The following is a 20,623-nucleotide window of genomic DNA, read 5'->3' as shown; positions in this document are numbered from 1 at the left end:
ATTGGCACTCCGCTTGACCGAGTGCTAATCGCAGTCATAGTCTCGGGTCTGGCACTCCCCCATGGAGAGTGCCAACAACGCGACGGGCAGGTCCGGCACCCGCGACGACGGATCGACCTGGTCGCCACCTCAGACAGTTAACCCCGTGAGATCTCCGAAGGGGGAGGTCGGATCGTGACGACCGCCAGCTCCAAGGTTGCCATCAAGCCGCTTGAGGACCGCATCGTGGTCCAGCCGCTGGACGCCGAGCAGACCACGGCCTCGGGCCTGGTCATCCCGGACACCGCCAAGGAGAAGCCCCAGGAGGGCGTCGTCCTGGCCGTGGGCCCGGGCCGCTTCGAAGACGGCAACCGTCTTCCGCTCGACGTCAGCGTCGGCGACGTCGTGCTCTACAGCAAGTACGGCGGCACCGAGGTGAAGTACAACAACGAGGAGTACCTCGTTCTCTCGGCCCGCGACGTGCTCGCGATCATCGAGAAGTAATTCACCCCGAAGCACTCGTGCTGTGAGCTGCGCCCCTGGCCCCGCCATCAAGAAGCCGGGTGCCCGGGGCGCAGCGTCTTTATCACCAGAATTCCGAGAGGGCTCCCGCTGCCATGGCGAAGATCCTGAAGTTCGACGAGGACGCCCGTCGCGCCCTTGAGCGCGGCGTCAACAAGCTGGCCGACACGGTGAAGGTGACGATCGGCCCCAAGGGCCGCAACGTCGTCATCGACAAGAAGTTCGGCGCCCCCACCATCACCAACGACGGCGTCACCATCGCCCGTGAGGTAGAGATCGAGGATCCGTACGAGAACCTCGGCGCCCAGCTGGTCAAGGAGGTGGCGACCAAGACCAACGACATCGCGGGTGACGGCACCACCACCGCCACCGTGCTGGCCCAGGCCCTGGTGCGCGAGGGCCTGAAGAACGTCGCCGCCGGTGCCTCCCCGGCCGCCCTGAAGAAGGGCATCGACGCCGCCGTCAAGGCCGTCTCCGAGGACCTGCTCGGCTCGGCCCGGCCGATCGACGAGAAGTCCGACATCGCCGCCGTCGCCGCGCTGTCCGCCCAGGACCAGCAGGTCGGCGAGCTGATCGCCGAGGCGATGGACAAGGTCGGCAAGGACGGTGTCATCACCGTCGAGGAGTCCAACACCTTCGGCCTCGAACTGGACTTCACCGAGGGCATGGCCTTCGACAAGGGCTACCTGTCGCCGTACTTCGTGACGGACCAGGAGCGCATGGAGGCCGTCCTGGAGGACCCGTACATCCTCATCAACCAGGGCAAGATCTCCGCCATCGCGGACCTGCTGCCGCTGCTGGAGAAGGTCATCCAGGCGGGCTCCTCCAAGCCGCTGCTGATCATCGCCGAGGACGTCGAGGGCGAGGCCCTGTCGACCCTGGTCGTCAACAAGATCCGCGGCACCTTCAACGCCGTCGCGGTGAAGGCCCCGGGCTTCGGCGACCGCCGCAAGGCGATGCTGCAGGACATGGCGATCCTCACCGGCGCCACCGTCATCTCCGAAGAGGTCGGCCTCAAGCTGGACCAGGTCGGTCTTGACGTGCTCGGCACCGCCCGCCGCGTCACCGTCACCAAGGACGACACCACCCTCGTCGACGGTGCCGGCGACAAGTCGGACGTCGAGGGCCGCATCGCTCAGATCAAGGCCGAGATCGAGAACACCGACTCCGACTGGGACCGCGAGAAGCTCCAGGAGCGCCTTGCGAAGCTGGCCGGCGGCGTGTGCGTGATCAAGGTCGGCGCCGCCACCGAGGTGGAGCTGAAGGAGAAGAAGCACCGTCTGGAGGACGCCATCTCCGCGACCCGCGCCGCGGTCGAGGAGGGCATCGTCTCCGGTGGTGGCTCCGCGCTCGTCCACTCCTCCAAGGTCCTCGACGGCAACCTCGACAAGTCCGGCGACGAGGCCACCGGTGTCGCGGTCGTCCGCAACGCCGTCGTCGAGCCGCTGCGCTGGATCGCGGAGAACGCGGGCCTTGAGGGCTACGTGATCGTCTCCAAGGTCAAGGAGCTGGACAAGGGCAACGGCTACAACGCCGCCACCGGCGAGTACGGCGACCTGGTCAAGGCCGGCGTCATCGACCCGGTGAAGGTCACCCGCTCCGCCCTGGAGAACGCCGCCTCCATCGCCTCCCTCCTGCTGACGACCGAGACCCTGGTCGTCGAGAAGAAGGAAGAGGAAGAGCCGGCCGCCGCGGGCCACGGCCACGGCCACGCCCACTGACACCCGGCAGAAAAGGCCCGGCACCCGAAAGGGCGCCGGGCCTTCGCGTTGCCCCTCGCGGTCACTGCTCCAGCTGGTCGAGCGCGCCCAACTGCTGCATCAGCCCCAACTGGTCGTGCTGCCACCATGTCTCGGCGATCCGGCCGTTCGCGCCGAACCGGAAGACGGTGGTACCGGTCGTGGTCACCCGCCTGCCGGTGGCGGTGATCCCCAGGAACTCCCCCCGGTGCGTGGCGTTCCAGGTCCAGCGGGCACAGGCCCGGTCGCCCTGGACGATCAGGTCCTCCACGGTGAAGGCGGCCTCGAAGGCGGCCCGCCACATCCGGTACTCGGCGCGGACCGAGTCCAGCCCGATCGTGTCCTGCGGATTGAGCGGATCGTGGCTGTGCACGTCCTCGTCGAGCAGGTCGTTCAGCGGCCCCAGCTCACCCGGCGCCGCGAGCGTCGCGAAGAAGCGCCGCACCGTCTCCGCGCCCAGCGGCTCGTCGCGTACGACGTCCAGATCGATGAACGTCGGCATCTCGTCGCACAGGGCCACCAGCTGCTGGTAGACCTTGCCCGTCTCGGGAAGGTTCGAGTTCCGCATCGCGTCCGCGTACGACGGGAACTCCACGATCTCGACGATGTGCGACGCGTCGGACCGGTCCTTGCCGACCAGGTCGTATGTCGCGGTCCGCTTCCCCTTGGTCTGCTCGACCCATGTGTCCAGCAGCCGGTTCATCTCGTCGAACCGGCTCGTCCTGCACTCGATGAGCTGTACGAACGTCATGACGCCGCCTCCGGCCCCCCTGGGTCCGGTTCCCTCCCGCCCATCTTCCCACCCGAGCGGCGCCCTCACCTTCGGCGCGCGAGGGTCCGCCGTGGGCTCACCGCGGGCCGTACCTGCGCCCGGTGCGGGAGCTGATGCCGCCCACCAGTCCGCGCGGTGCCACCTTCGCCAGCCCCATCAGCGCCTTGTACCGCGGATCCGGAATGGACAGCGTCCTGCCACGCGCCAGGTCCGCGAGCGCCGCCGCGACCAGCTTGTCCGCGTCCAGCCACATCCACCCGGGGATGTTGTCCGTGCCCATACCGGCCCGCTGGTGGAACTCGGTGCGCACGAACCCGGGGGCCAGCGCCATCAGGCGGACGCCCGTACCGGCCAGATCCTTCGCGACCCCCTGGGTGAACTGCACGACCCACGCCTTGGACGCCCCGTACGTGCCCCGCGGCACGAAGGCCGCCACCGAGGCCACGTTCACGATGCCGCCGCGCCCGCGCTCCCGCATCGCCTCGCTCGCCGCCGACGTCAGCCGCAGCACCGCCTCGATGTGCACCTTGAGCATCCGCAGCTCGTCGGCCATCGGTACGTCCAGATAGCGGCCCTTGTTGCCGAAGCCGGCGTTGTTGATCAGCAGGTCGACGGGGTTCTTGCGGTCGCCGAGCCGGGCGGCGACCGCTTCGATGCCCTCGTCCTGTGCCAGGTCGGCCGTCAGCACCTCCGCCTCGATGCCGTGCCGGTCGTGCAGCTCGGTCGCCTGTTCGCGCAGCCGTCCGGTGTCCCGCGCGACCAGGACCAGATCATGCCCGTCCGCCGCCAGCCGCCGCGCGAACGCGGCGCCGATCCCCGCCGTCGAACCCGTAATCAGAGCCGTTGTCATGGCCCAAGAGTAGTTACCCGCGAAAACGGCACCCGTTCCGTGCGCGCGGCCCTCCAGCCGGTGCGACGCTCGTTCGCGGGCCGCCCGTCGCGGCCGCTCAGACGCCCTGGCCGCCGTGCTTCGCCACGTACGCACGGGCCGCGGCCAGGGCCTCCGGGTGCAGGGCCGGGCCCGCCGCGAGGACGCGGGGCAGCAGCTCCCGCTCGGTGGTCTCCGCGCGGAACAGCACGGCGACCGTCACATCGTGGTCCGGCCGGTACACGATCCGCACCGGGTCGCCCGCCTTGATCTCACCCGGCTCGATCACCCGGAGGTAGGCACCGGGCGCACCCTTCCGCGTGAACCTCCGCACCCATCCCCGCTCGCCCAGGTGAGCCTGGAACGTCCGGCACGGGATGCGCCCGCAGGTGACTTCGAGCACGACGTCCGGGCCGATGCGCCAGCGCTCGCCGATCAGCGCGCCGGAGACGTCGAGACCCCGCGTCGTCAGGTTCTCCCCGAAGGCGCCGTTGGCGAGCGTCCGGCCCAGCTCGCCCTCCCAGTCGTCCAGGTCCTCGCGCGCGACCGCGTACACCGCCTGGTCGTCGCCGCCGTGGTGGCGCAGGTCGCAGACCGCGTCCCCGGCGAGGCCGCTACCGTCGCTGCCCTTCGGGCCCGGCGCGGCCACCCGCACCGGCCCGTCCACCGGACGCTTGTCGATGCCGGTCAGCCCGTCCGGCTGGTCCGTGTAGTCGACGGTCTTCGGGCGCCCCACATTCACCGAGAGAAGCTGCATGCCGGGCACCGTACGGCAGCGCGCTCAAAGCGTCGACGCAATATCGGGCACTGCGCCCAAGGTCGGCTTATGCTCGAAGGGTGATCGAGCCCCGTCATCTGCGCGCCCTGCGCGCCGTCGCCACCACCGGCTCCTTCTCGGCGGCCGGCCGGGAGCTGGGTTGCACCCAGCCGGCCGTCAGTCAGCAGATGAAGGCCCTGGAGACATCGGTCGGCACCCCGCTGCTGGTCCGCAGCGGGCGTGAGATGCGTCTGACGGAGGCGGGCGAGGCGCTGGTGCGGCACGCGTCGGGGATTCTCGCCGGGCTGACCGCGGCCGAGGAGGAGGTCGCCGCGATCGCCGGGCTGCGGGCCGGCCGGGTCCGCCTGGTGTCCTTCCCGAGCGGCAGCTCCACCCTCGTCCCCACCGCCCTCGCCGCGCTGCGCGCCGCCCACCCCGGCACCCGTGTCTTCCTCGAGGAGGCGGAGCCCCCGCACTCGGTGGATCTGCTGCGCGCCGGCGACTGCGACGTGACCCTGGCGTTCCGGTACGCGGACGCGGCGGGCGCCGAGGAATGGGACGACCTCGTCGTACGGCCGCTGCTGACGGACCGTCTGGTGGCGCTGGTGCCCGAGCGGCACCGGCTCGCGGGCGCGCGGTCCGTCGCCATCGGCGACCTCGCCGCGGAACCGTGGATCGCGGGCTGTCCGCGCTGCCGCGGCCAGCTGGTCGAGGTGTGCGAGGGCGCGGGCTTCACGCCCCGCATCGACTTCGCCACGGACGACTATCCGGCGGTGGTCGGCCTGGTCGGTGCCGGACTCGGCGTGGCCGTCCTGCCGCAGCTCGCGATCGAGTCGGTCCGTCCGCGGGGCGCGCGCACGGTGGCGCTGGAACCGGCGGTACGCCGGGAGATCGTCGCCCTCACGCTGCCGGACCTCGCGCATGTCCCGGCGGTGGCGGCGACGCTGGAGCAGTTGGCGCGGGCCGCCCGCCGGCAGTGAGGGGTACGGGCGCGGGCAGGCGTGCGCGTGCCGCCACGCCCAGCAGCGGGGCGCAGCGGTATGGGGTTGCAGAAACGTTCCTTCAGGTGTTGGGTGCGGTGTCCCCGCTGGTCGACGAAGCCGACACCAGCCGGTTCCGCGCCCTTCCCATCAGCTCCTCGCGCTCGTCCTCGGTCAGGCCGCCCCACACGCCGTACGGTTCGCGTACTGCCAGCGCATGCGCCGCGCACTCCGCGCGGACCGGGCACCTCATGCAGACCTCCTTGGCCGAGTTCTCGCGAGCACTCCGAGCCGCCCCGCGCTCACCCTCCGGGTGGAAGAAGAGCGAACTGTCGACCCCACGGCAGGCAGCCAGCAACTGCCAGTCCCACAGGTCCGCGTTCGGTCCGGGAAGGCGGGAGAAATCTGCCATTACGTGACCCCTTGTCGCCGTTCTGGGCGGATACGGTGCCAACGACCGTACATGTCCGGTCTAAGAAGATGAAAATATGACTCATTGCGAATCTAGCCCCAGACACCGTGAAATGGGAAGAAAAGGGGCTAAATGGGGCATAGGTTGTGATGAAAACCTGAGAGTCTGTCGGGCATGTATGCACCGTGTGCGCGCCCTCACGTAGAGTGCCGAAGATTGCACGCAGCCCCGTAACTCTTTCGAGTGACCGTCGTTGAGAGTGCGGAGGCGGTTGAGAACACAAGCGCTCGGGCAGGCGTCCGAGACGGTCGACCGCACAGGTGACGATTCCGTACCAGCCTGGAGGCTCAAGGTGACGCGCATCAGCTGCGGAGGGCGGCCATGACATCCGTCCTCGTCTGCGACGACTCCCCGCTTGCCCGAGAAGCGCTCCGCCGCGCGGTCGCGACCGTGCCCGGCGTCGAGCGTGTGACGACGGCGGCCAACGGCGAGGAAGTCCTCCGCCGCTGGGGTGCCGACCGCTCGGACCTCATCCTCATGGACGTACGCATGCCCGGACTGGGCGGCGTCGAGACCGTGCGGCGGCTGCTGTCCGCCGATCCCGGGGCCCGCATCATCATGCTCACCGTCGCCGAGGACCTCGACGGCGTGGCACTCGCGGTCGCCGCCGGCGCCCGCGGCTATCTGCACAAGGACGCCTCGCGCGCCGAGTTGCGCGCCACGGTGACGCAGGCGCTCGCCGACCCGACCTGGCGGCTCGCCCCGCGCCGGCTGCGCTCGGCGGAGATGGGCGCCGCGCCCACCCTCACCGCGCGCGAGATCCAGGTGCTCGAAGGCATGAGCCACGGACGCTCCAACGCCGAGATCGGCCGCGAGCTGTTCCTGTCCGAGGACACCGTGAAGACCCACGCCAGGCGCCTGTTCAAGAAGCTCGGCGCCTCGGACCGCGCACACGCGGTGGCGCTCGGCTTCCGCTGGGGACTGGTCCGCTAGGTCCTGTCGTCAAACTCCCGTCGTTCGCCCGGAGGGCGGGCCCTGCGGCGTCAGGTGCGTGCTCTCGGGGTGCCGGGCGCAGGTCCTCGTACTGGACGTACTTGGGCCTGTGGCCGGTGCGGCGAGAGTGCGTGCATGGCGTCGCGGGGCAGGCGGGGGTTTGACGACAGGGCCTAGGTCCTGTCGCCGGGTGTGCGGACGCCCTGGTGGCCCAAGGGCCGCTCAGGGCTTCGCGGTCGGTGAATGGCGGGCCGTCCGTGGCTGGTCACGCGGTTCCCCGCGCCCCCTCGGGGGCGCGGACCCCGGTCCGGGCGGCACCGTCCGGCGGGTGCCCGCTGCTCGTTTCGCCGCGGATGCCGCATCCTTGAGGTGTGGAGTCTCTCGGGGACGAGTCGGTCGAGCGGAAGGGGAGGGCGCAGGAGATGAGTGCCGGCGCACCTGCTCATAACGCTTCGGTGCACAACCATCAGCACGATGCGACGGACCGGACGGCCGCAGGGCACCATGGTCCGATGCGCGACGACGAGGCGGGCACGGCCCATGGGGCGATCGGTGCGCTCGTGCATCGCGCCGTCGACGGGGACGAGCAGGCCACGCACGATCTGCTCGCCCATGTCCACCCACTGGCGCTGCGCTACTGCCGCACCCGGCTGTCCCGGCTCCCCGGCGACGCGCGCCACTTCGTCGAGGACCTGGCGCAGGAGGTCTGTGTCGCCGTCCTCCTCGCGCTGCCCCGCTACCGGGACACCGGCCGCCCCTTCGAGGCGTTCGTCTTCGCCATCGCCTCGCACAAGGTCGCCGACCTGCAGCGGGCCGCGATGCGCCACCCGGGCTCCACGGCCGTCCCCTCCGACGAGATGCCCGAGCGCCCGGACGACTCCCTGGGCCCCGAGGAGCGGGCCCTGCTCAGCAGCGACGCCGAGTGGGCGAAGAAGCTGCTGGCCAATCTTCCGGAGAACCAGCGCGAGCTGCTGCTGCTGCGGATCGCGGTGGGCTTGACCGCGGAGGAGACCGGTCAGATGTTGGGAATGTCACCCGGTGCGGTACGGGTGGCGCAGCACAGGGCCCTCAGCCGCCTGCGGGCGCTGGCCGAGCAGTAGCCGCCCGCGGCCACGGACCAGTGTCTGAACGGGCCGGACGCACGGTCCGTACGAACATACGAAGCCCGGGGCCGCCCCGGACCGTGGAAACCGTGGAATGGGACGGTCGCGCTTCCCGTTAGCATGGACATCCGCACCGATCAAGGCCATTGGGGAAGGTGTCATGACTGCCAACGTCGACGGAGTGCCCGGTAAATTCGCGACACTCGGGCTGACCTACGACGACGTGCTGCTGCTGCCGGGCGCATCCGATGTGCTCCCGAGCGCGGTCGACACCTCGTCCCGCATCTCCCGCAACGTCCGGGTGAACATCCCGCTGCTGTCGGCGGCGATGGACAAGGTGACCGAGTCCCGCATGGCGATCGCGATGGCCCGGCTCGGCGGCGTCGGTGTGCTGCACCGCAATCTCTCGATCGAGGACCAGGTCAACCAGGTCGACCTGGTCAAGCGGTCCGAGTCCGGGATGGTCACCGACCCGATCACGGTGGGCCCGGAGGCCACCCTCGCCGATGCCGACGCCCTGTGCGCCAAGTTCCGGATCAGCGGCGTCCCCGTCACCGACCCACAGGGCCGGCTGCTCGGCATCGTCACCAACCGGGACATGGCCTTCGAGAGCGACCGCTCGCGTCGGGTCCGCGAGGTCATGACGCCGATGCCGCTGGTCACCGGCAGGGTCGGCATCTCCGGGGTCGAGGCGATGGCGCTGCTGCGCCAGCACAAGATCGAAAAGCTTCCCCTGGTCGATGACGCGGGTGTGCTCAAGGGCCTCATCACGGTCAAGGACTTCGTCAAGGCCGAGCAGTACCCGAACGCGGCCAAGGACGCCGAGGGCCGGCTGCTCGTCGGCGCCGCGGTCGGCGCCAGCCCCGAGGCCCTGGAGCGTGCCCAGGCACTCGCCGAGGTCGGCGTGGACTTCCTGGTCGTCGACACCTCGCACGGCCACAACAGCAACGCGCTCAGCTGGATGTCGAAGATCAAGTCGAGTGTTTCCGTCGACGTGGTGGGCGGCAACGTCGCCACCCGGGACGGCGCGCAGGCCCTCATCGACGCCGGTGTCGACGGGATCAAGGTGGGCGTGGGCCCCGGTTCGATCTGCACGACCCGCGTGGTGGCCGGCATCGGCGTGCCGCAGGTCACCGCCATCTATGAGGCGTCCCTCGCGGCCCGTCCGGCCGGTGTCCCGCTGATCGGCGACGGCGGTCTGCAGTACTCCGGCGACATCGGCAAGGCACTGGCCGCCGGTGCCGACACGGTGATGCTGGGCAGCCTCCTCGCGGGCTGCGAGGAGTCACCCGGGGAGCTGCTGTTCATCAACGGCAAGCAGTTCAAGTCGTACCGCGGCATGGGTTCGCTGGGCGCCATGCAGTCCCGCGGCCAGGCCCGCTCGTACTCGAAGGACCGCTACTTCCAGGCCGACGTCGCCTCCGACGACAAGCTCGTGCCCGAGGGCGTCGAGGGCCAGGTCCCCTACCGCGGCCCGCTGGCCAATGTGCTGCACCAGCTGGTCGGCGGCCTGCGCCAGACCATGGGCTATGTGGGCGCGGCCACCATCGAGGAGATGGAGTCCAAGGGCCGCTTCGTCCGGATCACCTCGGCGGGGCTCAAGGAGAGCCACCCGCACGACATCCAGATGACGGTCGAGGCGCCCAACTACAGCCAGCAGTGACCCACGCGCGCGTGCACCGCGCGTGACGTTCTGAGACGTTTTGAGTGCGGCCCCGGATCTTCCGGGGCCGCTCTTGTCGTGCCCGAGCGCGCCCTCGCCGTATCCGGGAGCCGGGCGATGTCCGACATCTGAGCGGGGGCGGTGTGCGGCACCTGAGCGGGGGCGGTGTGCGGCCCGTCGGCGATACTGGAAGACGCTGAACGCATCAGGGAAAGGCCACAGACGTGACTGAGATCGAGATCGGGCGCGGCAAGCGCGGCCGCCGGGCGTACGCCTTCGACGACATCGCCGTCGTACCGAGCCGCCGTACGCGGGACCCGAAGGAGGTCTCGATCGCCTGGCAGATCGACGCCTACCGCTTCGAGCTGCCCTTCCTGGCCGCCCCCATGGACTCCGTCGTCTCCCCGGCCACCGCGATCCGCATCGGCGAGCTGGGCGGCCTGGGCGTGCTGAACCTGGAGGGGCTGTGGACGCGGTACGAGGACCCGCAGCCGCTGCTCGACGAGATCGCCGCCCTGCCCGCCGAGGAGGCGACGCGGCGGCTCCAGGAGGTCTACGCGGCCCCCATCCAGGAGGAGCTGATCGGCGCGCGCATCAAGGAGGTGCGTGACTCCGGCGTGGTCACGGCCGCCGCGCTGTCCCCGCAGCGCACCGCCCAGTTCTCCAAGGCCGTGGTGGACGCGGGCGTCGACATCTTCGTCATCCGCGGTACGACGGTCTCCGCGGAGCACGTGTCCTCCTCGCACGAGCCGCTGAACCTGAAGCAGTTCATCTACGAGCTGGACGTCCCGGTGATCGTCGGCGGCTGCGCCACCTACACGGCGGCCCTGCATCTGATGCGTACCGGCGCGGCCGGTGTGCTGGTCGGCTTCGGCGGCGGCGCCGCGCACACCACGCGCAACGTGCTCGGCATCCAGGTGCCGATGGCCACGGCGGTCGCGGACGTGGCCGCCGCGCGCCGGGACTACATGGACGAGTCCGGCGGCCGGTATGTGCATGTGATCGCGGACGGCGGTGTCGGCTGGTCCGGGGACCTGCCCAAGGCGATCGCCTGCGGCGCGGACTCGGTGATGATGGGGTCCCCGCTGGCCCGCGCCACCGACGCGCCCGGCAGGGGCCACCACTGGGGCATGGAGGCGGTCAACGAGGAACTGCCGCGCGGCCAGAAGGTGGACCTCGGCACGGTGGGCACGATCGAGGAGATCCTCACCGGCCCGTCCCACAGCCCCGACGGTTCGATGAACTTCTTCGGTGCCCTGCGCCGGGCCATGGCGACCACCGGTTACAGCGAGCTGAAGGAGTTCCAGCGGGTGGAGGTCACCGTGGCGGACTCGCAGCACCGGCGGTGAGGTGACACCGCGCTCGACCTGAGACGCCGACACGGGCTCGGCCGCCCCTAGCGGGGGTGGCCGAGCCTTTCCGTATGCCCAAGTGGCCTTGTGGGGGCGCGGGTTGTGTGCGAGGGGCGCGCGGTTGCGTTCGGGGCGAATATGGGCTGAACGGGCGAACCCAGCAGGTAGCGTCAGTGATCGGCGACCCCGTTCTCTGGGGCGCCCCCTTCCAAGGACACGGTCCGGACCCCGCCCTCGGGGCCCGGCCCGAATTCCGACGGACCGCCCTACCGGGCCTCTGGGCGGCATCGTGGAAGGGGGCGCGCCCATGGGCCGTCACCGCAAGCCCACCCGCTGGGACCGCGTTCGGCTTCGGCTGGTGAAGTTCCGGAGGAGGTGGATCTTGCGGATTTACGGCCGGTGAGCGGCCGCCCCCATGAGATCTAGGGGCGGACACCCGTAAACCGGCCAGGAGCCCGCTGCAGTGGCCGCTGCGGTGGGCTCCACCTTTTTGTACGGTACCGGATTCGCTGTGGGGCGGTCCGGTTCCGGAGGAGGTGGATCTTGCGGATTTACGGAGGGGGAGCGGCCACCCCTATAGAGACGGGGTGGACACTCCGTTCACCTTCAGGAGCCCGCTGCAGTTCCCGCTGCGTTGGGCTCCACCCTTTACGACCGGGGTGAGCGGCCGCCCCCAGGAGAATTAGGGGCTGACACCCGTAAACCGGTCAGGAGCCCCCTGCAGTGGCCACTGCGGTGGGGCTCGGCCCGATTTCGTACGCTACCCGTCGGTCGGCGCCCTGTGCCACCGGCTCTGGAGTGAGCCCCCTCCGCGTGCGCCCCCTTCACAACCGGTGCGCCGCTCCCGTGGGTGTGGCGCCCCGTGTGTCCAGCAGCAGTTGAGCCTTCACCGACAGGCCCTGCATGTCGTACGTGCGGTGCTGCTGGAGGAGGATCGTGAGGTCGGCGTCGGCCGCGGCCTCGTACAGGGAGTCGGCGCGCGGGACCGGGCGGTCCAGGACGCTCCAGGACGCGATGTGGGGGTCGTGGTAGCTGACGGAGGCGCCCAGCTCCATCAGCCGGATCGCGACCTCGTGGGCCGGGGTGCCCTGCTGGTCGGCGAGGTCGGCCTTGTAGGTGACGCCCAGCAGGAGCACGCGCGCGCCGCGGGCCGACTTGCCGTGCTCGTTGAGGAGGACGGCGGCCCGCTGGACGACGTACCGGGGCATGCGGCCGTTGACCTGCTGGGCCAGTTCGACCATGCGCAGCGGGCGGCCGGCGTGGCCGGTCAGGTCCTGCGGGACGCCGTGGCCGCCGACACCGGGGCCGGGCCGGAACGCCTGGAAGCCGAACGGCTTGGTCTCCGCGCAGCGGATGACGTCCCACAGGTCCACGCCCAAGTCATGGCACAGGACGGCCATTTCATTGACGAGGGCGATGTTGACGTGCCGGAAGTTCGTCTCCAGCAGTTGCACCGTCTCCGCCTCGCGCGGTCCACGCGCGCGTACCACCTTGTCGGTCAGCCGTGCGTAGAACGCCGCGGCGGACTCGGTGCAGGCCGGGGTGAGGCCGCCGATGACCTTGGGCGTGTTGGCCGGGGTGTGGTCGCGGTTGCCGGGGTCGACACGGCTGGGCGCGTAGGCGAGGTGGAAGTCGCGGCCCGCGCGCAGCCCCGAACCCTTCTCAAGCAGGGGCCGCAGGAAGTCCTCGGTGGTGCCCGGATGCACCGGCGACTCCAGGATCACCGTGGTGTGCGGGCGCAGCCGGGCCGCCAGGGTGCGGGCGGCGGACTCCACCTGGCTCAGGTCGAGCCCGCCGTCCACGCCCCGGGGGGTCGGCGCGCAGATCACCGCGGTGCGCACCCGGCCGAGCCCGGCCGGGTCGGTGGCGGGCCGGAAGCCCCCCGAGAGCATCCGGCGCAGTTCGGCGGGGCTGAGCGAGCCGGTCTCCGGCCCGGTGGCGTAGCCGAGCGTGGCGATGCCGGCGGCGACGGCTGCCTGGGCGAGGGGCAGGCCGTAGGGGCCGAGTCCGATGACGGCGAGGTCTGCGGGCATGCGTGGGCCGTCCTTCCCAGTAGCCGAAGCGGGACAGGTGCGCAAGCCCGGTGGACAGGACGGGCGAGCGCAATGTCACACTAGGAGTAAATATGACCGTGATGTGGGATTGTCTTCTTGTGTCTTGCGGTGGTCTTCCGCTGGTCACGCGGTCGTTGTCCACAGGCTGGGGGCGAGTGGTGGCTGAAGTCGGGCAAGCCGGTCAGAATTTGGGCATGAGGAGGGGACGAACCGGGCTTCGCCCACCGGGTGCGGCCGACGCGACCGACAGCGGGAGGCAGCGGTGAGGACAGCGGCACTGGGGCCGGCGCAGCGCGCGGAGTCACTGGCGCGCATGGCCGAGCGCGAGCTGGACATATTGGTGGTGGGCGGCGGAGTGGTCGGCGCGGGCACCGCGCTGGACGCGGTCACCCGCGGACTGTCCACCGGCCTGGTCGAGGCGCGCGACTGGGCGTCGGGCACGTCCAGCAGGTCCAGCAAGCTGATCCACGGCGGCCTGCGCTATCTGGAGATGCTGGACTTCGCGCTCGTCCGCGAGGCGCTGAAGGAGCGCGGCCTGCTGCTGGAACGCCTCGCGCCGCACCTGGTCAAGCCCGTGCCGTTCCTCTACCCGCTCCAGCACAAGGGCTGGGAGCGGCTGTACGCCGGTTCGGGCGTCGCGCTCTACGACGCCATGTCGATGGCACGCGGCCACGGCCGGGGCCTGCCGATGCACCGGCACCTGAGCCGACGTCAGGCACTGCGGGTCGCCCCCGCCCTGCGCAAGGACGCCCTGGTCGGCGCCCTCCAGTACTACGACGCCCAGATGGACGACGCCCGTTATGTCGCCACCCTCGTGCGGACCGCGGTGTCGTACGGCGCGAAGGCCGCCAACCGCGCGCGAGTGACCGCCTTCTTGCGTGAGGGCGAGCGGGTGGTCGGCGTCCGGGTGCAGGACGTGGAGGCGGGCGGGGAGTACGAGATCCACGCCAAGCAGGTCGTCAACGCCACCGGTGTGTGGACCGACGACACGCAGGCGATGGTGGGGGAGCGGGGACAGTTCCACGTCCGCGCCTCCAAGGGCATCCACCTGGTCGTGCCCAAGGACCGCATCCACTCCACGACCGGACTGATCCTGCGCACGGAGAAGTCCGTCCTGTTCGTCATACCGTGGGGGCGGCACTGGATCGTCGGCACCACCGACACCGACTGGGACCTGGACAAGGCCCACCCGGCCGCGTCCAGCGCGGACATCGACTACCTGCTGGAGCACGTCAACTCGGTGCTCGCGGTGCCGCTCTCCCGCGACGACGTCCAGGGCGTGTACGCGGGACTGCGTCCGCTGCTCGCCGGTGAATCCGACGCGACCAGCAAGCTGTCGCGCGAGCACACCGTGGCGCACCCGGCGCCGGGCCTCGTCGTGGTCGCCGGCGGCAAGTACACGACGTACCGGGTGATGGCGAAGGACGCGGTGGACGAGGCGGTGCACGGCCTCGACATGCGGGTCGCCGAGTGCGTCACCGAGGACGTCCCGCTGCTGGGCGCGGAGGGCTACCGGGCGAGGTGGAACGCGCGGGCGCGGATCGCCGCCCGCGCCGGGCTGCACGTGGCCCGCGTGGAGCACCTGCTCAACCGGTACGGCTCGATGGCGGAGGAGGTCCTGGACCTGGTCGCTGCCGACCCCTCGCTGGGCGACCCCCTGCAGGGCGCCGACGACTATCTGCGCGCGGAAGTCGTGTACGCCGCCACGCACGAGGGCGCGCGGCACCTGGACGACGTGCTGACCCGCCGGACCAGGATCTCCATCGAGACCTTCGACCGCGGTACACGCAGCGCCCGTGAGGCGGCCGGACTCATGGGGGCCGTCCTCGGCTGGGACAAGGACCAGATCGAGCGTGAGGTCGAGCACTACGAGAAGCGGGTGCAGGCCGAGCGGGAGTCCCAGCTGCAGCCGGACGACCTCACCGCGGACGCGGCGCGGCTGGGGGCGCCGGACATCGTGCCGCTCTGAGCCGGCCGGGGCGACTTCACTCGAACGGGTGCGGTGAGCCGGGATCTCCGTGGGCGGCCCGCCCGTTTCAACAGGTGCGAGGGCGGAAGTCGGCCGGGAGCGGGGCGGGTTCGCGGCTCGGTTCCGCCGTCGCGACCCGTCCCGGCGCGGCGGGCCGGGAGTATGGCGGCAGGGGAAGGAATCGCAAGGAAGCGGAGGGAGGAGCGGAGGACCCGGGGCATCCGGAGGGGCACCCTGGGCGTCGGGCACTTGTCGGGTGAGGGACAATGGAGGCTCTGTCAGGGCGGGTTGCATGAGGGGACGCATGTCGGAGGCGGAGCGGGCGGGGACATCCCGTCAGGACAAGAGCGAACGTCTCCTCGCCGGGCGGTACCGGTTGGGAGAAGTGCTCGGCCGCGGCGGCATGGGTACGGTGTGGCGGGCCGAGGACGAGACCCTGGGCCGGACCGTCGCCGTCAAGGAGCTGCGGTTCCCGTCGAACATCGACGAGGAGGAGAAGCGGCGCCTGATCACGCGGACCCTGCGCGAGGCCAAGGCGATCGCACGGATCCGCAACAACAGCGCGGTCACCGTCTTCGACGTGGTCGACGAGGACGACCGGCCGTGGATCGTGATGGAACTGGTGGAGGGCAAGTCCCTCGCCGAGGTCATCCGGGAGGACGGCCTGCTGGAGCCCAAGCGTGCGGCGGAGGTCGGGCTCGCGATCCTCGACGTGCTGCGCTCGGCGCACCGCGAAGGCATCCTGCACCGCGATGTGAAGCCGTCCAACGTGCTGATCGCCGAGGACGGCCGGGTCGTGCTCACCGACTTCGGCATCGCCCAGGTCGAGGGCGACCCGTCCATCACCTCCACCGGCATGCTCGTCGGCGCGCCCTCCTACATCTCCCCTGAGCGGGCCCGCGGGCACAAGCCGGGCCCGGCGGCCGACCTGTGGTCGCTCGGCGGCCTGCTGTACGCGGCGGTGGAGGGCGTCCCGCCGTACGACAGGGGGTCGGCCATCGCGACGCTGACCGCGGTGATGACCGAGCCCCTGGAGGAGCCCAAGAACGCGGGACCCCTCAGGGACGTCATCCACGGGCTGCTCACCAAGGACGCCGCCCAGCGGCTGGACGACGCGGGCGCCCGGGCCATGCTCAACGCGGTGATCCACGCGCCCGAGCCGGAGGCGATGGACGCCACGCGGGTCGTGCCGCTGCCGGCGCAGCCCGGCGGGTCCGCGGACCGGGCCGCCGCGGGCGGCGGCAAGCGGGGCGAGGAGGCCGCGGAGAAGCTGCGCGGGGCGCTGCGTTCCGTGCGCAAGGCCGCGGGGGTGGCCACGGCCGGGGTGGCGAGCCGGACTGCCCCGAGAACGGGGGGCACGGAGGTGGGCGCGGGCGAGTCCGCTCCGGCCTCCGGCGACGCGGGTCCCGTCGGTGCGGGTCCTGCGGGTGCAGGCGCGGGCGTAAGCGGCGGCGGGGCTGCCGGTGCCGGCTCGGCTGGGGCGTCCGGGGCCGCTTCCCCGTCGGCCGCGGCCGGCGCGGCGGCTCCGGGGGCGGCCGCGCAGGCTGGTGCGGCGAAGACGGGTGCGGCCAAGTCGGATGCAGCGAAGCCGAGTTCCGGGTGGCCCGTGGTGCCGCCGCCGGATCTGCCGCCGCGGCCCGCGCCCCGGGCGCCGCTCACGGACGTGGTGCCGAAGCGGACGCTGGTGATCATCGCGGTGGTCCTGGTGCTCGCGGTGGTCGGCACGGTGCTGGCCCTCACCCTCGGTGACGACACGGGCTCCAACGGCGCCGAGGACGGCGGCAAGCCGGTGGCGAGCGCGGGCGCGAGCGCCGGCACCAAGCAGGACAAGGACGGCACCCGCACGGACGGCGAGACCGGCGATACCTCGGCCTCCTCCGGTACGGGCGCGGCGACGGACCCCGCGACGGGCTCCGCGTCCGGGGCGGGGAGCGAGCCGAGCGCGAGCGCGTCCGGCGACGGCGGCTCCGGCGAGTCGAACTCCAGTGGCAGCGGCGGCGCGCCCGTGGTGCAGACGCACAAGGGGCGCCAGGGGTACTCGATCGGGCTGCCCGCGGGCTGGAAGTACGGGTCCTCGGACAACGCGGGGGACCGGTTCACCGGACCCGAAGGACAGAAGCTCCTCGTGGCCTGGACCAGCACGCCCAAGGACGACCCGGTGGCGGACTGGAAGAACCAGGAGCGCTACATGGTGCGTCCGCAGTACCAGCGGATCCGGATAGAGCAGGTGGACTATCGCGGCTGGAACGCGGCGGACTGGGAGTTCACCTACACCGAGGGCGGCACGAAGTACCGGACCATCGACCGCGGCTTCGTCATCGAGGGGCGGGTCGGTTACGCGCTGATGTACACCGCGAAGTCCGCGCAGTGGGGCGGCGAGTTGCGCAAGGGGACCTGGAAGACGCTGACGCGGTCCTTCGAACCCAAGGCGTGAGGCAGCGGTCCGGGTTTCGGGGCGTGACAATACGGTCAAGCCCTCAATGCGGGTTGCCTCCGGCACGTATCGTGAGGGGCCGCGGACCGTACGCGTCCAGGAACGCCTACCGAACGGGCCGCAAAGCGAACGGAATTGACCGACAGGGCTGCCGGGGGAGGCAACGTGGACGACTATGCGGGTCGGGTGCTCGCCGACCGCTACCGCCTGCCGCTGCCGCCCTCCGACGAGTACGAACTCACCGAGACCCGCGCCTTCGACACCTACAGCGGGCAGGAAGTACTCGTCAGGCAGGTGCCGTTGCCCGAGGTCGTCGAGGCGGAGGTGCTGGACGCGGACGGGCTGCCCGACGGTTTCACCGCCCGTGACCGCGGCGCGCGTCGGCCCCCGGCGGCCCGGTCGGCGACGCGGCGGCCCACGGATCCGGCGGTGCGGCGCGCCGTCGAGGCGGCGCAGGCCGCCGCCCGCATACCCGACCACCCGCGGCTCGACCAGGTCTTCGACGTGTTCGCCGAGGGCGGTTCGCTGTGGATCGTCAGCGAGTGTGTGACGGCGCGCCCGCTGTCCGCGCTGCTGGCCGAGCATCCGCTGACGCCGTACCGGGCCGCCGAGGTCGCCTCCGACGTCCTGATGGCGCTGCGAGTGCTGCACGCGCACGGCTGGGTGCACCGCAACATCACGGCCCGCACGGTCCTCGTCTGCGACGACGGGCGTGTGATGCTGACCGGTCTCGCGGTCGGCGCGGCCGAGGAGGCACTGTCCGGATACGATCCGGTCCCGGCTCCGGAGGAGCCGGAGGGCGCCGGTCCGCAGGGCCTCGCCGGGCCCGTCGGGCCCACAGGGCCGGGTGGCGCCGCAGGACCCGGCGCACCAGGCGGTCCGGGGAGCGCCGTCGGACCGGTCGGATCCGTGGCGCCCGGAGTGCCCGGCTACGGCGCTGGTCGCCCCGGTGGGGTCGGTGGTGGGCCCGGTGGTGGAGTCGGTGGTGGGGCGCCGGAGGGTGTGGACCCGGAGGCGGCCCGGCGTGCCGCGATCCAGGCGCGGGCCGTGGGGGGCCGACCGGTGCCCGGCGCGGAGGGCGCGGACGGCGCCGTGACGCCCGGGGCGCCGGGCCGCCCCGCGCTGGAGGGCGGCGGGGACGTCCGGGCCGCCCGTGCGGGGGCGATCGCCGCGTACCGGGCGGGCGCACGCGCCGCCGCCCGGGTGCAGGAGACACAGCAGAACGGGCGGGCCGCGCTGCCCGGCGTCCGGCCGCCCACCGAGGCCGACCCCGGCGCCGCCCGCGAAAGCGGCCCCGCCCCGGTGCCGTACGGGCCCGGTCCGGGCGTGGACCCACGCCCCGGCGGCACGCCCCCCGGACAGATAGCCGATCCCTACGGCGTGCGCGCCACCCCCTGGCACGGGGCGTCCCCCCGGAGCGCCCCGGGCGAGGACCCGCAGCGGACGGCGCTCCCGCCGGGCGGCGCCACCCACGCGGCCCCGCACGCCCCCGGCGGGCAGGTCGGCCCCGCCCCCGCGCTGCCGCCGGCCGCCGCCGACGGACGCTCGCTCCCGGCCGCCACCGTGCCCCCGAAGGGCGGTCGTGCGCCGGTGCCGCCCGCCGCCGACACCCCGCCGCCCGCCGGCTGGGGCGAGCCGGCCGCCGGTGCCCCCGCCCGGCGGGGCCCCGCCACCGCGCTCGCCGCGGAACGGGCACGGCAGGTGCGGATGACTGTGGTGGGGCCGGTGACCGAGCGCTGGGCACCCGAACAGGCCGGGCCGGTGCACGAGAACTGGCAGCTGGCTGCCCCGATCGGTCCCGCGACCGACCTGTGGGCGCTCGGCGCGCTGCTGTTCAGGGCCGTACAGGGGCATGCGCCGTACCCGGAGGAGTCCACGGCCGAACTGGTTCAGTTGGTGTGCGCGGAGCCGCCCGCCTTCGCGGAGGAGTGCGGGCCGCTGCGTCCGGTCGTCGAGTCGCTGCTGCGTCAGGACCCCACCGAGCGGCCGGACTTCGAGGAACTGCGCGGCTGGCTGCGCTCCCTGGTGCGGTCCGCGCCCGAGCCGGACGCCGGCACACATGTGGTCGCCGCGCCGCCCGCCGACCCCAAGCGGCTGCCGATCGTGCGGCGCCGCGGCGAACTGGTGCGCAGACGGCGCGCCGGGCTGCCCGCGACCAGTGCGCACGGGCGGCACAAGCGGGCCCGGCAGGAGGCCGCCTCCCCACGCCGTCTGGGCCGCACCCTGCTCCTGCTGATCCTGCTCCTGCTGGCGGGCACGATCGCGTACGCGGTGCTGTTCATGCCGAAGGCGGACAGCACCGACGCGGCGGACGGCGAGCGGACCGGGGCCGCGAGCCAGGTGAGCCAAGCACCCGCGCCCTCGGGCGGGGCGAGCACCGCGCCCTCGGCGGACGCGTCCGAGAAGACCTCGTCGGCACCGTCCACCGAGACGCAGACCACCGAAGGGCCCTCCGCCGCCGACGGTTTCACGCTGCGCAAGGACCCCGAGGGCTTCCGGATCGCCGTCGCCGACGGTTGGGACCGCACGCCCCGCAACGGCCTCGGGCAGGTGCTGTACACGCACGGCGACTTCCAGCTCGTCGTCGTGCCGGGCCGGGACAGCGCGGCCAAGTACGGCAGCGACCCGATGGTCTACCAGCGGGACAAGGAGAGCGAACTGCAGCCCTACCGCGACTCCAGCTGGGCCACCGCCGCCGGGCTGCGGACCATCGAGGTGGGCGGCCGGACCATGGCGGAGGGTCAGTTCACCTGGACCGACGACCAAGGGCGAGACCTGTTCGTACGCAATATCGCCCTGCTCATCGACGGCCGCTACCACGTGGTGCAGGTGCGCGGTCCGGAGGCCGAACGGGACGAGGTGACACGGCTGTACGAGCAGGCGTCGCAGACGTACCAGTACACCCGCTGACGCCGCTTCGCGTCCGGTTCCCGCGGGCTTGCGGAAGCGAAAACCGTCACAGTGCGGTCTCCTTGGCACCCCGCCCGTTCCATGAACGACTGCCGGTCCCTAGTCTGACCCTGTCA

At 71.9% G+C, this 20,623-nt stretch carries 15 protein-coding genes; 10 read left to right on the top strand and 5 right to left on the bottom strand.

The genetic code is table 11. The features are described from left to right. The first annotated feature begins 174 nt into the window (after positions 1 to 174). Both groES and groL read left to right on the top strand, forming a co-directional pair. On the top strand, positions 175 to 483 hold the full coding sequence (gene groES / locus ACIRFL_RS03505) for a co-chaperone GroES (RefSeq protein ID WP_132856129.1): 309 nt from the start codon (positions 175 to 177) through the stop codon (positions 481 to 483). Positions 484 to 596: 113 nt separating this feature from the next. Continuing rightward, the gene (gene groL, locus ACIRFL_RS03500; RefSeq protein ID WP_404023510.1) at positions 597 to 2,222 is read left to right on the top strand and encodes a chaperonin GroEL; all 1,626 of its coding nucleotides are present in this window, start codon (positions 597 to 599) and stop codon (positions 2,220 to 2,222) included. Positions 2,223 to 2,283: 61 nt separating this feature from the next. Here groL and ACIRFL_RS03495 read toward each other — a convergent pair whose 3' ends face one another. From ACIRFL_RS03495 to ACIRFL_RS03485, 3 genes are all read right to left on the bottom strand, one after another. After that, positions 2,284 to 2,991, bottom strand: a complete 708-nt coding sequence (locus ACIRFL_RS03495; RefSeq protein ID WP_404023509.1) for an ester cyclase — start codon at positions 2,989 to 2,991, stop codon at positions 2,284 to 2,286. 97 nt (positions 2,992 to 3,088) lie between these two features. Then, entirely contained in the window at positions 3,089 to 3,862 is a 774-nt protein-coding gene (locus tag ACIRFL_RS03490) for an SDR family NAD(P)-dependent oxidoreductase (RefSeq protein ID WP_404023508.1), read from the bottom strand. A gap of 97 nt (positions 3,863 to 3,959) precedes the next feature. Next, positions 3,960 to 4,637: an MOSC domain-containing protein gene (locus ACIRFL_RS03485; protein ID WP_404023507.1), complete on the bottom strand. Its 678-nt coding sequence runs from the start codon at positions 4,635 to 4,637 to the stop codon at positions 3,960 to 3,962. Positions 4,638 to 4,717: 80 nt separating this feature from the next. Here ACIRFL_RS03485 and ACIRFL_RS03480 point away from each other — a divergent pair, with 80 nt between their 5' ends. Beyond that, complete coding sequence (locus ACIRFL_RS03480) at positions 4,718 to 5,617, top strand: LysR family transcriptional regulator (protein ID WP_404023506.1); 900 nt, start codon at positions 4,718 to 4,720, stop codon at positions 5,615 to 5,617. A gap of 82 nt (positions 5,618 to 5,699) precedes the next feature. On the opposite strand, the gene ACIRFL_RS03475 is transcribed toward ACIRFL_RS03480, so the two are convergent. Then, positions 5,700 to 6,029 carry a WhiB family transcriptional regulator gene (locus ACIRFL_RS03475; RefSeq protein ID WP_404023505.1) on the bottom strand — a complete coding sequence of 110 codons (330 nt, stop codon included), beginning with the start codon at positions 6,027 to 6,029 and terminating at the stop codon, positions 5,700 to 5,702. 381 nt (positions 6,030 to 6,410) lie between these two features. Here ACIRFL_RS03475 and ACIRFL_RS03470 point away from each other — a divergent pair, with 381 nt between their 5' ends. The 4 genes from ACIRFL_RS03470 to ACIRFL_RS03455 all read left to right on the top strand — a co-directional run bounded on the left by ACIRFL_RS03470 (position 6,411) and on the right by ACIRFL_RS03455 (position 11,137). After that, positions 6,411 to 7,022, top strand: coding sequence for a response regulator transcription factor (locus tag ACIRFL_RS03470; RefSeq protein ID WP_003948568.1), 612 nt, complete (start codon positions 6,411 to 6,413; stop codon positions 7,020 to 7,022). A gap of 512 nt (positions 7,023 to 7,534) precedes the next feature. Further along, positions 7,535 to 8,122, top strand: a complete 588-nt coding sequence (locus ACIRFL_RS03465; RefSeq protein ID WP_030641278.1) for a sigma-70 family RNA polymerase sigma factor — start codon at positions 7,535 to 7,537, stop codon at positions 8,120 to 8,122. A 163-nt stretch (positions 8,123 to 8,285) separates the two neighbouring features. After that, entirely contained in the window at positions 8,286 to 9,788 is a 1,503-nt protein-coding gene (guaB, locus tag ACIRFL_RS03460) for an IMP dehydrogenase (protein WP_404023504.1), read from the top strand. A gap of 224 nt (positions 9,789 to 10,012) precedes the next feature. Beyond that, positions 10,013 to 11,137, top strand: coding sequence for a GuaB3 family IMP dehydrogenase-related protein (locus ACIRFL_RS03455; protein ID WP_404023502.1), 1,125 nt, complete (start codon positions 10,013 to 10,015; stop codon positions 11,135 to 11,137). A gap of 827 nt (positions 11,138 to 11,964) precedes the next feature. On the opposite strand, the gene ACIRFL_RS03450 is transcribed toward ACIRFL_RS03455, so the two are convergent. Then, a complete protein-coding gene (locus ACIRFL_RS03450; RefSeq protein WP_404023500.1) occupies positions 11,965 to 13,173 on the bottom strand; it encodes a nucleotide sugar dehydrogenase in 1,209 nt (402 codons plus the stop codon). A 283-nt stretch (positions 13,174 to 13,456) separates the two neighbouring features. Here ACIRFL_RS03450 and ACIRFL_RS03445 point away from each other — a divergent pair, with 283 nt between their 5' ends. The 3 genes from ACIRFL_RS03445 (at position 13,457) to ACIRFL_RS03435 (ending at position 20,507) form a co-directional block, all read left to right on the top strand. Next, the gene (locus tag ACIRFL_RS03445) at positions 13,457 to 15,163 is read left to right on the top strand and encodes a glycerol-3-phosphate dehydrogenase/oxidase (RefSeq protein WP_404023499.1); all 1,707 of its coding nucleotides are present in this window, start codon (positions 13,457 to 13,459) and stop codon (positions 15,161 to 15,163) included. A 304-nt stretch (positions 15,164 to 15,467) separates the two neighbouring features. After that, positions 15,468 to 17,597, top strand: coding sequence for a serine/threonine-protein kinase (locus tag ACIRFL_RS03440; protein WP_404023498.1), 2,130 nt, complete (start codon positions 15,468 to 15,470; stop codon positions 17,595 to 17,597). A gap of 165 nt (positions 17,598 to 17,762) precedes the next feature. Further along, a complete protein-coding gene (locus ACIRFL_RS03435; protein WP_404023497.1) occupies positions 17,763 to 20,507 on the top strand; it encodes a protein kinase in 2,745 nt (914 codons plus the stop codon). Positions 20,508 to 20,623: the final 116 nt, after the last annotated feature.

The organism is Streptomyces sp. NPDC102462, from assembly GCF_044765425.1.
Lineage (GTDB): Bacteria > Actinomycetota > Actinomycetes > Streptomycetales > Streptomycetaceae > Streptomyces.
Note: the sequence above shows the minus strand (reverse complement) of the source record. Positions and strands in the feature narration are given on the sequence as shown.

Excerpts from the sequence above, each read along its gene's own strand:
- groL (WP_404023510.1), top strand. The coding sequence starts at position 597 with ATGGCGAAGATCCTGAAGTTCGACGAGGACGCCCGTCGCGCCCTTGAG.
- ACIRFL_RS03495 (WP_404023509.1), bottom strand. The coding sequence starts at position 2,991 with ATGACGTTCGTACAGCTCATCGAGTGCAGGACGAGCCGGTTCGACGAG.
- ACIRFL_RS03490 (WP_404023508.1), bottom strand. The coding sequence starts at position 3,862 with ATGACAACGGCTCTGATTACGGGTTCGACGGCGGGGATCGGCGCCGCG.
- ACIRFL_RS03485 (WP_404023507.1), bottom strand. The coding sequence starts at position 4,637 with ATGCAGCTTCTCTCGGTGAATGTGGGGCGCCCGAAGACCGTCGACTAC.
- ACIRFL_RS03475 (WP_404023505.1), bottom strand. The coding sequence starts at position 6,029 with ATGGCAGATTTCTCCCGCCTTCCCGGACCGAACGCGGACCTGTGGGAC.
- ACIRFL_RS03470 (WP_003948568.1), top strand. The coding sequence starts at position 6,411 with ATGACATCCGTCCTCGTCTGCGACGACTCCCCGCTTGCCCGAGAAGCG.
- ACIRFL_RS03465 (WP_030641278.1), top strand. The coding sequence starts at position 7,535 with ATGCGCGACGACGAGGCGGGCACGGCCCATGGGGCGATCGGTGCGCTC.
- guaB (WP_404023504.1), top strand. The coding sequence starts at position 8,286 with ATGACTGCCAACGTCGACGGAGTGCCCGGTAAATTCGCGACACTCGGG.
- ACIRFL_RS03450 (WP_404023500.1), bottom strand. The coding sequence starts at position 13,173 with ATGCCCGCAGACCTCGCCGTCATCGGACTCGGCCCCTACGGCCTGCCC.
- ACIRFL_RS03440 (WP_404023498.1), top strand. The coding sequence starts at position 15,468 with ATGTCGGAGGCGGAGCGGGCGGGGACATCCCGTCAGGACAAGAGCGAA.